General features: G+C 38.7%; 11 protein-coding genes. 9 read left to right on the top strand and 2 right to left on the bottom strand.

Features of this window, described 5'->3' with window-relative positions:
• From WKH56_RS12955 to WKH56_RS12945, 3 genes are all read left to right on the top strand, one after another.
• Complete coding sequence (locus WKH56_RS12955; protein ID WP_275211538.1) at positions 1–924, top strand: response regulator; 924 nt, start codon at positions 1–3, stop codon at positions 922–924.
• A gap of 217 nt (positions 925–1,141) precedes the next feature.
• Positions 1,142–2,413, top strand: a complete 1,272-nt coding sequence (locus WKH56_RS12950; RefSeq protein ID WP_028407730.1) for a cation:dicarboxylate symporter family transporter — start codon at positions 1,142–1,144, stop codon at positions 2,411–2,413.
• A gap of 133 nt (positions 2,414–2,546) precedes the next feature.
• A complete protein-coding gene (locus tag WKH56_RS12945; protein WP_013055768.1) occupies positions 2,547–2,726 on the top strand; it encodes a YfhD family protein in 180 nt (59 codons plus the stop codon).
• Here WKH56_RS12945 and WKH56_RS12940 read toward each other — a convergent pair.
• Positions 2,672–2,938: a hypothetical protein gene (locus tag WKH56_RS12940; RefSeq protein ID WP_342835813.1), complete on the bottom strand. Its 267-nt coding sequence runs from the start codon at positions 2,936–2,938 to the stop codon at positions 2,672–2,674. The genes WKH56_RS12945 and WKH56_RS12940 overlap by 55 nt on opposite strands.
• 287 nt (positions 2,939–3,225) lie before the next feature.
• Here WKH56_RS12940 and WKH56_RS12935 point away from each other — a divergent pair, with 287 nt between their 5' ends.
• The 6 genes from WKH56_RS12935 (at position 3,226) to WKH56_RS12910 (ending at position 10,534) form a co-directional block, all read left to right on the top strand.
• Entirely contained in the window at positions 3,226–3,690 is a 465-nt protein-coding gene (locus WKH56_RS12935; RefSeq protein ID WP_013055770.1) for a C40 family peptidase, read from the top strand.
• A gap of 195 nt (positions 3,691–3,885) precedes the next feature.
• Positions 3,886–4,761, top strand: coding sequence for an N-acetylmuramoyl-L-alanine amidase family protein (locus tag WKH56_RS12930; RefSeq protein ID WP_342835811.1), 876 nt, complete (start codon positions 3,886–3,888; stop codon positions 4,759–4,761).
• A 217-nt stretch (positions 4,762–4,978) separates the two neighbouring features.
• On the top strand, positions 4,979–8,791 hold the full coding sequence (locus tag WKH56_RS12925) for an Ig-like domain-containing protein (RefSeq protein WP_342835809.1): 3,813 nt from the start codon (positions 4,979–4,981) through the stop codon (positions 8,789–8,791).
• A 183-nt stretch (positions 8,792–8,974) separates the two neighbouring features.
• Positions 8,975–9,817: an aldo/keto reductase gene (locus WKH56_RS12920; protein WP_328234725.1), complete on the top strand. Its 843-nt coding sequence runs from the start codon at positions 8,975–8,977 to the stop codon at positions 9,815–9,817.
• Between the two features lie 296 nt (positions 9,818–10,113).
• A complete protein-coding gene (locus WKH56_RS12915) occupies positions 10,114–10,281 on the top strand; it encodes a Fur-regulated basic protein FbpA (RefSeq protein WP_328105574.1) in 168 nt (55 codons plus the stop codon).
• Positions 10,282–10,330: 49 nt separating this feature from the next.
• The gene (locus WKH56_RS12910; RefSeq protein ID WP_016766443.1) at positions 10,331–10,534 is read left to right on the top strand and encodes an IDEAL domain-containing protein; all 204 of its coding nucleotides are present in this window, start codon (positions 10,331–10,333) and stop codon (positions 10,532–10,534) included.
• Positions 10,535–11,039: 505 nt separating this feature from the next.
• On the opposite strand, the gene WKH56_RS12905 is transcribed toward WKH56_RS12910, so the two are convergent.
• Positions 11,040–12,395: an arsenic transporter gene (locus WKH56_RS12905; protein WP_342835805.1), complete on the bottom strand. Its 1,356-nt coding sequence runs from the start codon at positions 12,393–12,395 to the stop codon at positions 11,040–11,042.
• Positions 12,396–12,817 lie beyond the last annotated feature (422 nt).

Below are 12,817 nucleotides of genomic sequence, written 5' to 3'. Positions count from 1 at the left end.
ATGCGATTTTATATCATAGATGATGACGAAGTCTTTCGTTCAATGTTAGCCGAAATTATTGAAGATAATGATCTGGGGGAGGTTATAGGAGAAGGAGAAGACGGGATCGTGTTAAATGATCAAGTTTCTTTATTGCAGCAGATCGATATTTTATTTATTGATTTATTGATGCCGATTCAAGACGGAATCGAAACCGTGCGCAAAATAAAGGATAGTTTTAAAGGGAAAATCATTATGATGTCACAGGTAGAAACAAAAGATTTGATTGGAAAAGCCTACTCGCTTGGCATTGAATACTATATCACGAAGCCGCTTAATCGTATGGAAGTGCTCATGGTCATTCAAAAAGTAATTGAACGAATTCATGTTCAACAATCAATGGAAAAAATCCAAGAATCGTTAAATACCGTACTTAATATAGGAAACCAGCAAAAAACGCCTGCTTCTGGTAAAAAAGAAAGCGATCCGGCAGAAGCGTGCAGGTTTCTTTTAAGAGAACTTGGGATTTTAGGAGAAAGCGGAAGTAAAGATTTAATCGAAATCATCAATTACCTGCATCAAACGGAAAAAAGCACGATGTATGAACAGCATTTTCCTTCTCTCAAAGAGATTTTTGAGAAAATTACCGTGAGAAAGCTTGGTTCACCTTTTTCAGAAGACGTCCTGCAAAAAGAAATGAAAGCAGCCGAACAGCGAGTCAGAAGAGCCATTTATCAGTCTTTAAATCATTTGACTTCTCTTGGAATGGTGGATTTCTTTAATCCTAAATTTGAAAATTACGCTTCTAAGTTTTTCGATTTTTCAATGGTGCATCAGCGCATGAGAGATATAGAAAAAGGAACGGGCAAAAGCAGTACGCCAAGTCGTATAAATGTAAAGAAATTTATTCAAATGCTCTATTATGAAGTCAAACAAACGCTGTAGCAAAAAAACTACAGCGTTTTCATTTTGTAATTTTCTAAAAACTTTTTTGTTAGTTTCAGTAGGTTTGTGTTAGATTTTGTGATGCCTATGATAATGTAATCTTATGAATAAAAGAACTACTTAATAAACAGTTCTTAATGGAATTGTATCTGTTGAATACAGTAAGTGCAAATAAACAGCTTCGAGCTGTTAGAAAAAAGAAGGAAGGTGCAAAGATATGTTCAAAAAGCTTGGATTAGCAGGACAAATTCTAATTGGTTTGATTGCAGGTATTATTGTAGGGGCCATTTTTTACGGAAATCCTAAAGCAGTTGAAGTACTGCAGCCAATTGGAGACGTATTCATTCATTTAATTAAAATGATCGTGGTGCCGATTGTTATATCTAGTATCATTGTGGGCGTTGCGGGTGTTGGTGATATTAAGAAGCTTGGTAAATTAGGCGGAAAAACAATTCTTTACTTTGAAATCATTACAACGGTTGCCATTGTTGTAGGCTTATTGGCAGCTAACTTGCTTCACCCTGGTACTGGTGTGGACCGCAGCGGTCTTGAAAAATCAGATATCAGCAGCTACACATCAACGGCAGAAGCTACAGAGCAAAAAGGATTTGTAGAAACATTTGTTCACATCGTTCCAACGAATGTATTTGAATCAATTGCTGCAGGCGACATGCTGCCAATTATTTTCTTCTCGGTCCTATTTGGACTTGGAATTGCATCAATCGGTGAAAAAGGAAAGCCGGTTCTAAGATTTTTTGAAGGCACGGCAGAAGCGATGTTTTGGGTAACGAATTTAGTTATGAAGTTTGCACCGTTTGGCGTATTTGCATTAATCGGTGTAACCGTATCAAAATTTGGACTAGCGTCTCTGATTCCGCTTAGTAAGCTTGTAATTGTTGCTTACGGCACAATGATTTTCTTTGTATTAGTGGTACTAGGACTTGTAGCTAAATGGGCAGGCGTTAACATCTTCCATTTATTAAAAGTGCTAAAAGATGAATTGCTGCTAGCATTTTCAACTGCAAGTTCAGAAACAGTATTACCGCGTATTATTGCAAAAATGGAAAAGTTCGGATGTCCTAAAGCAATTACATCTTTTGTTATTCCGACGGGATATTCGTTTAACTTAGACGGATCTACTCTTTATCAAGCGCTTGCTGCGATCTTTATTGCGCAAATGTACGGTATTGATATGAGCATCACACAGCAAATTTCACTGATATTAATTTTAATGGTTACATCTAAAGGAATTGCAGGAGTTCCGGGCGTATCGTTTGTTGTACTGCTTGCAACGCTTGGATCTGTAGGACTTCCGGTAGAAGGGCTTGCTTTTATCGCTGGAATTGACCGTTTGTTAGATATGGGACGTACAGCGGTAAACGTAATTGGAAACTCACTTGGTGCAATCGTCATTTCAAAGTGGGAAGGTCAATTTAACGATAAAGACAAGGAAGCTTATATTAACGAAGTAACGAAAAAAGTATCGTAATTACAAACGTATTTTAGTTGAAGGAAGATCCGAACGAGTAATCGTTCGGATTTTTTCGTTTGAATTTGCTTTGAAAAGTTGGGAATAGTAACTAAAGATGAAAAACAAATGATTGATACAAGGAGGTCACAACATGGGAAGAGCAAATAATCACAAATCATCACATAACAACAAAGGGTCACTGCCTCAAACACCAAAAGAGTTAAAAATTGCTCCGGATCAAGCAAATGAAGAATTTTCACGCGAGTTAGCGCAGCATCATGATGCTAAAGCGAAACAGGACTTAATTTTGAAACAGCAAAAAGAAAAGTAAAAGAAAAAAAGCTGAGACATAATGAAATGAATCCAGTCTAAAGACGAATAAATGAGATACATGACCTGGACTGCTTGTGACACCGCAGTTGATTTCCGTGCAAGGCTTCGCTTTCCGCGGGCGGGCGCTGAGCCTCCTCGTCGCTTGCGCTCCTGCGGGGTCTCACCTGCTCCGCTTTTCTCGCAGGAGTCTTCGCCTTGTCCTCCAATCAACTGCTAGAAGGAACGAAACAAATAATACTATGTTCACAACCACAAAAAAACGAACCACTAATCAGACATGCTGATTAGTGGTTCGTTTTTCCCTAAGTGAAAAATGCTTTTGTCCCATCCTCTTTTTTATAAACAACTAAAGATAAAAATTCCTAAGTAACCATTTTGTAACATTATTTAATCATAGCGTAATAGTTTTTGAGGCTTTTTTCATTATAATTAAACCGAACACATTGAAAAATAGGTTCATAGAAACGTAACGTTCGGTTACATAATGGAGGAAAAAAATGAAAAAAGCCATCATTGGGTCTATAACGGCAGCTGCAGTTTTATTTAGCGGAGCCAGTCCGTTTATTGCACCTGCTCAAACAGTAGAAGCAGCGTCATATTCATACAAAGATACGGCTATTGCTACTGGTAAAAAATTAATAGGTGTTCCTTATAAATGGGGAGGCACAACAACAAAAGGTTTTGACTGCTCGGGATTTATTCAATACATTTTTAAAAAGGCTGGAAAAACACTTCCGCGCACAACGGAACAAATGTATCGAGTAGGGACAAGCGTTTCAAAAGCAAAGCTTCAAAAAGGAGATTTAGTTTTCTTTCAAACGTATAAAAAAGGTCCTTCACATGTAGGCGTGTACTTAGGAAATAATCAGTTTCTTCAAGCTTCTACGTCTAAAGGCGTCACGATTACATCTCTTAGCAACAGCTACTGGAAAGCACGTTATATTGGTGCAAAACGGATTTAACCATCCGTCATTTTTTTGGAAAACAACACTACATTGTGTAGTGTTGTTTTTGTTTGCATATACATAACATATTGCCGATATTATTTTTAACGTTTTATACAAAAAAAACCATATTCTGTGAGATAATAGCGTTAACACATTTTGTACTTTAACATAAGGAATATCCCACTCTATTCGAAAGTTTGGTGAGCGAAGATGAAGCGCTTAGTATGGAGTTATGGAATAGGTATTGTTGCAATAGTAGCAGTACTCTCATTTTTCTTTATGATGAAAGGTCAAACAGAGAAAGCCATCGTTAGCGGAGATGTACCAAAAGCTCATGCGCAGGGAGAAAGAGTGAAGCAGCCCATCTCACAGTTCCGAGCAGTACAGCCTCATGAAGCAGGTAATGAAGTGAAAAATGTAAAAAACAACATGCCTGAAAAAGCCGATCCTCCTCCGTTTTTAGTCTACATTGACCCTGGTCATCAAGCTCAGGCTAACCTAGAGAAAGAGCCAATCGGGCCGGGAGCAGCAGAAACAAAAATAAAAGTTTCCGGAGGTACATCAGGCGTGGTGACCAAGAAGCCGGAATACAAGCTGACGTTGGAAGCCTCTATGATATTAAAACAGCTTCTCGAAGAAAAAGGCATAACCGTAAAGCTTACTCGCAGTTCTCACGATGTGAATATCAGCAACCGGGAACGAGCGGAGCTTGCGAATAATTCAAAAGCTGACTTACACGTACGTATCCATGCAGATGGTTCTGAAAATACTTTTGTAAAAGGATTTTCTGTGCTCACTCCTGCAGAAGATAATTCCTATACAAAGTCTATTTATCAAAGCAGTTTACAAGCATCTCAAGCTATTCTGACAGAGGTGGAAAAAGATCAGTTTGTCGAAGTGGACGGCATTCGCTATCGCAGTGATCTTTCAGGATTTAACTGGTCGACTGTACCCGTAACGCTAGTAGAGCTTGGGTATATGACGAATTCAGAAGAAGACCGGAACCTGTCTGATCAGGCTTACCTTACAAAGCTGATGAATCATGTTGCAGACGGTATCGTGGCATATGAAGGAATGACAAAATAAAAGGTGGAAAGACCTATAAAAGCGTGTGACTAAATCAATTGATTTATGTCACACGTTTTTTTTGTCGTTCATATGATATAAAAAAGCGTTTTTTCGACAAAAAAATGGACGAGCAGAAAAGAAAACTAGGTAAAATGCTTTAATTTTTATAGAACTGTGTCGATATAACGAGAGATATTAAAATGTGTTAGACAGTACATGAAAATGGGGGAACAAGATGAGAAAGTTAACGGCATTAGCTTTAGTACTAAGCGTACTGCTGTTTCAATTCACGCCGCTTGCTAGCGTGAAAGCTGAAACGGTAGAACCAGTTGTGTCTGTAAAATTAGTAAACTATTTAGGAGATCAGCATGCAATTACAATTAAGCCGTCTTATTTATACACTATTAAAAACTCGGATTTGGTCTTAAATGCAAATACAGAGTATACGGTAACCGCAACAACTCAAGGTGTCACTTTAAAACAAGGAAGCACTGTCTTAGGTGAATTTACAAGCTTTGAAATTACACCGTCTCTTTATAAAAATCCCGTATCTATTAACGGCAGACAGTACTTAGGTGACGTGGCGTTTACAAATGAAAAGGGAACGTATGTCAGACCTGTTAATACGCTCCCGATTGAAGACTATTTAAAAGGCGTTGTGCCAAATGAAGTCTATACATCTTGGAATCTGCAAGCTTTAAAAACTCAGGCGGTAGCAGCAAGAACATACGCAATGAGCTATGCAGGAAAAGTAATCAATGACACGGTAAGCTATCAAGTATACGGTGGCTATACGTGGTATGACAGCACAAACCAAGCAGTAGATCAGACATTCGGACAAGTAGTCACATACAACAATAAATTAATCAACGCCGTTTTCTCATCAAGCAACGGCGGAAGAACGGAATCAAACAGCAACGCTTGGGGAGGGACTCAGCTTTCTTATTTCCCGGTGAAAGAAGATCCATACGATAAGCAGACGCCGTGGACGTTAGCTATTCAAAAAACGCAAATTGATTTAACAGGAAAAGATTTAGCTAACTATAGCGCTTGGTGGAATACGGTTTCTGAAAAAGATAAAACCGTTACAGATAATTTGAAGTCATGGTTAGTAGCCAATAAGCATCCTGGTAAAACGATTAAAATTACGTCTATTCCAAAGGTGAGTTTTTATGCTCCTTCATCAGGAGGTCGTGTGACTAAAGGTGCAATTACAGTGGACTACCTCATTAAAGGAGATGTAGACAGTTCGCAAAAACTAGTGGTTCATCATTTGGAATTAAAAGATTTAACATCGACGAAGCTAAAATCAATGTTAAACAGCCGTGCGATGCTTAGTCTGCTTGTAACGGAAACAAATGAAACAAGCACATCAACCACTTTTAATGGGAAAGGAAATGGACACGGTGTTGGAATGAGTCAATACGGTGCTCAAAAAATGGCAAGCCTAGGCAAAGACTATCGTGAAATTTTAGATTTTTATTATCCAACGACTACTCTTTTAAGTTTTTATACAACAAAATATCCGCGAAAAGAGCAGGAGCAAGAACCACCGAAAGATACGGTTGCACCTGATGCACCTTCAGTTAATGCATTAGGAGATAACCAAACATCGCTTACGGGCGTGACAGAACCAAATGCTTCTGTTATTGCAAAAGTGGAAAATGAAGTAATTGGAACGGGTCTTGCTGACGAAGCTGGAAAATTTGCAATTACGATTGCCAAGCAGCCAGCAGATACAAAAGTGTCTGTAACGTCTAAAGATGCAGCTGAAAATGAAAGCACGGCTACAGTAGTGAGCGTAACGGATCAAACGCCGCCTTCTGTTCCAATTGTAAATGAAGTAAGTGACGAAGATACGACCGTAACAGGCGTAACAGAAGCAAACGCCGTCGTGACGGTAAAAGCAGGCGATGCAACGTTCTCTGCAGTAGCGGATGGTAACGGTACATTTACTGTTTCAATTCCAGTACAAATAGGCGGAACAACAATAGCGGTAAGTGCAAAAGATAAAGCAGGAAACGAAAGCCAAGCGCCTTCTTTTGCGATTAAATCTACGTTAAAAGCACCGCTTGCACCCAAAGTAAATGAAATAAGTGATCAAGACACAATGATCAAAGGAACGGCTGAAGCAAATGCGACGGTCATCGTTAAAAACGGAAGTCTTCAGCTTGCAGCAGGCAACGCAGATGCCAAAGGAAATTACAGCATCTCAATTGCGAAACAAAAAGCAGGAAGCACGCTGTCCGTAACGGCTCAAAATGCAGGTGGAACAAGTTCAGCCACTGCGGTAACCGTACAGGATAAAACCGCACCAGCTGCGCCAAAAGTAAACGCAGTAAGTGATCAAGATACAAAAGTTACAGGTACAGCAGAAGCAAATTCTACAGTTACTGTAAAAATAGGAACAACAACTGTGGGAACGGCTAAAGCAGGTGCAAATGGAGCGTTTTCTGTTGCCATTTCTCTGCAAAAAGCGAATACAAAGCTAAGCGTACAAGCAAAAGATGCAGCAGAAAATAACAGCTCTGAATCGACTGTAATCGTTACAGCAAAGCAAAAAGCTCCGGTAAAACCGACAGTTAATGAAGTGAGTGATCGAAGTACAGCCGTTACGGGTACAGCAGAAGCAAATGCCACGGTTATCATTAAAAACGGAAGTCTTCAGCTTGCAGCTGGTAAAGCGGATGCCAAAGGAACATACAGCATCTCAATTGCAAAACAAAAGGCAGGAAGCAAACTGTCTGTAACGGCTGGAAACACAGCGGGCGTAAGTCCAGCTGTAACCGTAACCGTGCAGGATAAAACGGCACCCGTTACACCAAAAGTAAACGCTGTAAGCAATCAAGATATAGTAGTAACGGGAAGCACAGAAGCGGGCGCAGAAGTGCATGTGAAAATTGACAAAAAAGTAATTGGCAAAGGAAATGCAAAATCGGATGGAACGTTCAATATCACCATTCCAAAGCAGCCTGCTTCTACAAAATTAGCTGTTATTGCAAAAGATGCAGCCAATAACTACAGTTCCAATACGTTTGTAACGGTCAGTGCCGCGCAGACAAAACCAGCGCTTCCAACCGTTAATATGCTTACTGAAAAAAGTACAGCGGTAACGGGAACAGGAGAAAAAAATGCGTCTATTTATATTAAAGTAGGCGGAAAAATTATTGCGAGTGGAAAAATTGATGGAAACGGCAAGTTCAGCGTAAAAATTCCAGCTCAAAAAGCAGGAACAGAAGTGACGGCCGTATTGCAAAATAAAGTAGGATACAGCCCGTATAAAATTGTAAAAGTGCAAGACACAACCCAGCCGGCACCTCCGGCGGTTGATGCCGTTAAGTCTTTGTCCAACTCTATCTCCGGAAAAACGGAAGCGAATGCCGTGATTACGATTAAAAGCGGTACAAAAGTAATCGGATCAGGCAAAGCAGATGGCAAAGGGCAGTTTAAAGTCACTATTCCAAAACAAACAGCAGGTGTAAAACTGGCTGTGACGGCAAAAGATGCAGCTAATAACTACAGCTCCAACACGTTTGTAACGGTCAGTGCCGCGCAGACAAAACCAGCGCTTCCAACCGTTAATACGCTTACTGAAAAAAGTACAGCGGTAACGGGAACAGGAGAAAAAAATGCGTCTATTTATATTAAAGTAGGAGGAAAAATTATTGCGAGTGGAAAAATTGATGGAAACGGCAAGTTCAGCGTAAAAATTCCTGCTCAAAAAGCAGGAACAGAAGTGACGGCCGTGCTGCAAAATAAAGTAGGATACAGCCCGTATAAAATTGTAAAAGTGCAAGACACAACCCAGCCGGCACCTCCGGCGGTTGATGCCGTTAAGTCTTTGTCCAACTCTATCTCCGGAAAAACGGAAGCGAATGCCGTGATTACGATTAAAAGCGGTACAAAGCTGATCGCATCGGGCAAAGCAGATAGCAAAGGACAGTTTAAAGTAACTATTCCCAAACAAAAATCAGGCGTAAAGCTGGCTGTGACGGCAAAAGATGCCGCTGGAAATACAAGTTCAGCAGTCAATATAAACGTTAAATAAAAACAAAAAAGAATTCTCTGCGGAGGATTCTTTTTTTAGTGATTTTTAAGTGGGATAGCAGGTTACTAAAAAGTTACCTTAGAACTTTGAAGTGCCTAACTTACTTTAAAGTGGGTTCTATCTTTTTCTTTTTTTCTGTTTCATAATAACAAATGTAAAGAAATTAGTAGGAGGTTTTTTATAATGAGTAATCATTTGCAAGATACAGTAACACTTCATAACGGAGTCAAAATGCCTTGGCTTGGATTAGGTGTATTTAAAGTAGAAGAAGGGCCTGAATTAGTTAATGCGGTGAAAACAGCTATCGTCAAAGGCTACCGCAGCATCGATACGGCAGCTATTTATGGAAATGAAGAAGGCGTAGGAGAAGGAATTCGCCAAGGTCTAAAAGAAGCAGGTCTTTCACGCGAAGACATTTTTGTTACATCAAAAGTTTGGAACGCAGATTTAGGCTATGAAGAGACGCTAGCTGCTTACGAAACAAGCTTACAAAAGCTTGGCTTAGAATATTTAGATCTATACTTAATTCACTGGCCGGTAGAAGGTAAGTATAAAGCAGCGTGGAAAGCATTAGAAACGCTTTATAAAGAAGAAAAAGTAAGAGCTGTGGGTGTAAGTAATTTTCAAATTCATCATTTAGAAGACTTAATGAAAGATGGAGATGTTAAGCCTGTTATTAACCAAGTTGAATATCATCCTCGTTTGACGCAAAAAGAGCTGCATGCTTTTTGTCAAAAGCACGATATTCAGCTAGAAGCATGGTCTCCGCTTATGCAAGGAGAATTGCTAGATAACGATGTGTTAAAAGAAATTGCTGAAAAACACGGTAAATCAGTTGCTCAAATTATTCTGCGATGGGATCTGCAAAACGGAGTTGTAACGATACCAAAATCGACAAAAGAACATCGTATTGTTGAAAATTCATCGTTATTTGATTTTGAATTGGATGCTGAAGACGTAAGCAAAATTGATGGATTAAATCAAAATCACCGAGTAGGTCCAGATCCGGACAACTTTGATTTTTAATAGAAGAACTAAGAGGCTGGGAGAAAACTATGTCAGCTGAAGGGTAGAGACTGGGACAAAAGTATTTTAACCTAAGTGAAAAACGAACCATTGATCAACATGTTTGATGAGTGGTTCGTTTTTTTTGTTATGGTGAATCCAGTTTCATCTGTTTCGTCCCAGCCTCTTTTTATGCATTATTACATAAATTTAACATTTTCTTCACAGTAAGCTAAAGGACGGGCCGTATGATAAAGAAAGGTCGTGAAAGATAGAGAAAACATTTCATTTTTAAGTGTAAAATAGGCGGTGTAACGATGACAAAACAAGCTTACTCTCACATACAATGTAAAAAAACATCAATGATTGATTTATTGCTGGATGCAGGGGTTTATAAAAAAGGAAATAAGCAGCTATACGAGCTTACGCTTCAAGAACTAGAATCAGAATACAAAGCTATTTCACAACAGCGCATATCTCAATGAAATTTTGATACATTGCTAGAATTTGTTATAATAGAGGAAAGGATAGGAGTTGATTTATATCGAAAAGCACCCGACAGACTCGCAGCCCATCCGTATGGATATCCTCGATTCTATATTTGCTAAAATGGTATTAAATAAGGCTATCCGAGATTTTAGAAGAGATCAAATTTTACGTGAAGTAGATCAAACATTAGAAGAAAGAAACAAAGAGAAATTTTTTCAATTAATTGAAGAATTAAAATCAATTTCGTAAAGTGCAGTGCGTTTGCGCGATAGAATTTGATTTAATCATTTTAGCATATAAAAACAGGTAAGAAGCGGCATGCTTAGTTACCTGTTTTTTTGTCGTCTCATTGCAAATAATGGCTTTACATAAGAAGTGCATAGAATTCTGCTATTAAACAGACAAAAAGAGTAAGTCTAATGTACTCACTCTTTTCAGAAAGGTATGGGTGTTACTGAGAAAATGAATGTCACCTTCTAAGTGTTGCGTGTGGGGTTTAGAAAGTTCTATGCATCTGCATATTTTCTATTTCATTCACTCTATGTATTGTTAAAGCAACAATATAACCATATCTTATCATATGAACGAAATTCGATTCAATATATTTATTGATTTTCTTTTTAAATTGTTCTAAATAATTAGTGAATGTAAAAAAATGTTTTTATTAGGTGATTGTATATCTATAAACCAATACTTGTTTATTTCTGACGGACTGTAAGCTTCAAAAGAGTACAATCCGTCTTGGAAATCCGTATTAAGAAAAAATGAGCTGAACCCAATAAAACAAGAGAAAAAGAGTAACGATGGTGGTAAGTGGGATAACGATAAGCGATACTCTTAAATAATCTTTCCATTTCACTTTGATATTATTTTCTTTTAGAATATGCATCCAGATAAGAGAAGCAAGCGTTCCAATCGGCAATAAAAGCGAGCCCATATCACTTCCGATAATATTAGCAAGGTAAATAGTTTTAAGAGTAATAGGATCGAGCCCCATTTCCGTCAAGGTAATGGTTCCAACCATTAGAGCAGGGTGATTGTTAAACAAGTTAGAAAGAATGGAAACAAGTCCTCCCATGATAAAGCTTGCTTCAAAAAGCCCTCGATTTACAATTGGTTCGCAAATTTTCACCAGTAGCTCTGTCAGCCCTACGTTATGAAGACCGTAAATAATAACGTACATCGAAAAAGCAAAAACGAAAATGTGCCACGGGGTTTTCTTTAAAATATCAATTGGGTTTGTACGTAAGTGATACCATCTCCAAATGAGTAAGATCAGTGAGCCGAGTACAGCAACCAATTCGATTGGTATGCCAAAATAAGAGGCGACAAACAGGAGACAGCGCATGACAAACACAAATAATAAAACTTTCAGCATAAATTGTGTGCGTTTACGTTTTGTTTCAACAGAAATGCTTCCTTTTAAGGGATGAAATTGTTTCGTAAAGAAACTCTCTTCTATATCTCTTGAAGCATGCGGCAGTTTTTGGGGTAAATGGCGTTTTACGACCGTATACATGAGCCAAGACATAAATAATAAACCAAGTGTCGCCGGTACAAACATCATCGCGGTATGCATATAAAGCGACATATGAACAATTTTTAAGGCAATCAAATTGACAATATTACTTACACCTATAGGCGCGCTGGAAGCGGTAGCAATAAGCGCTCCACTTAAAAGGTAGGGGATCTGCTGGTGGGGTTTTAGCTGAAGGTTTTTCAAAAGTAGAATTAAAATTGGAGTGGTAATTAAAATACTGCCGTCATTATTAAATAGTAAAGTCATTAAAAAGCAAAGCAGTTGAATGTACCAATATAATCGGTACCCTGAGCCTTTGGATAAACTCACTAGTCGTGCAGCTGCCCAGTGGAAGAATCCAAAACTTTCTAATATGACGGCCATGACAATGGTGGCAATAATGGTGATAGAAGCGCCGCTTATCTTTGCAAAAATATCAACAATGTCTGATTTGGATACAATCCCTGTAAGCAGGATAATGGCTGCTCCTATGGCTGCCGGCCATGCTTCGTTGATGCCGTTTGGCCTCCAAAAAATGACGAGCATTGTCATTGTAAACACGAAAATGGCAATTCCAATTTCAATATTCATCAGTATGCTCCTTTCTTCTAAAATTTGTAATGAATATACCCTTGCATGTCCCTTACACTCTATTTATATTCATTTATTACTAGAAGGATTGTGCATAAGACCATTTTTGCTAATATGTTTGTTTATCTTGCCAAGGCACGTATCATCTCGGGAGAGGAGCCTATAAAAAAGAGGCTGGGACATAACTAAATCCATCCAATCTAAAAAGAAATCAATTGAATAAAGCAGCTAGTATGCGTTGCTTTTTACACCGCTGTTGATTTGCGTGCAAGACCTCGCTTTCCGCGGGCGGTAGAGCCTGGTCCTCCAATCCACAGCTAGAAGCCACTACATACATGAAACCTACGTTCACGTTTATCATCACAATAAAAAGACCCGAACCATTCATCGTTCGGATCTTTCTTCAACTAACATATTTTTGG

Source organism: Priestia sp. SB1 (assembly GCF_038898415.1).
The sequence above is the reverse complement of the archived record's forward strand: the minus strand, read 5'-3'. Positions and strand labels throughout refer to the sequence as shown.

Excerpts from the sequence above, each read along its gene's own strand:
- WKH56_RS12950 (WP_028407730.1), top strand. The coding sequence starts at position 1,142 with ATGTTCAAAAAGCTTGGATTAGCAGGACAAATTCTAATTGGTTTGATT.
- WKH56_RS12935 (WP_013055770.1), top strand. The coding sequence starts at position 3,226 with ATGAAAAAAGCCATCATTGGGTCTATAACGGCAGCTGCAGTTTTATTT.
- WKH56_RS12945 (WP_013055768.1), top strand. The coding sequence starts at position 2,547 with ATGGGAAGAGCAAATAATCACAAATCATCACATAACAACAAAGGGTCA.
- WKH56_RS12925 (WP_342835809.1), top strand. The coding sequence starts at position 4,979 with ATGAGAAAGTTAACGGCATTAGCTTTAGTACTAAGCGTACTGCTGTTT.
- WKH56_RS12930 (WP_342835811.1), top strand. The coding sequence starts at position 3,886 with ATGAAGCGCTTAGTATGGAGTTATGGAATAGGTATTGTTGCAATAGTA.
- WKH56_RS12955 (WP_275211538.1), top strand. The coding sequence starts at position 1 with ATGCGATTTTATATCATAGATGATGACGAAGTCTTTCGTTCAATGTTA.
- WKH56_RS12905 (WP_342835805.1), bottom strand. The coding sequence starts at position 12,395 with ATGAATATTGAAATTGGAATTGCCATTTTCGTGTTTACAATGACAATG.
- WKH56_RS12915 (WP_328105574.1), top strand. The coding sequence starts at position 10,114 with ATGACAAAACAAGCTTACTCTCACATACAATGTAAAAAAACATCAATG.
- WKH56_RS12920 (WP_328234725.1), top strand. The coding sequence starts at position 8,975 with ATGAGTAATCATTTGCAAGATACAGTAACACTTCATAACGGAGTCAAA.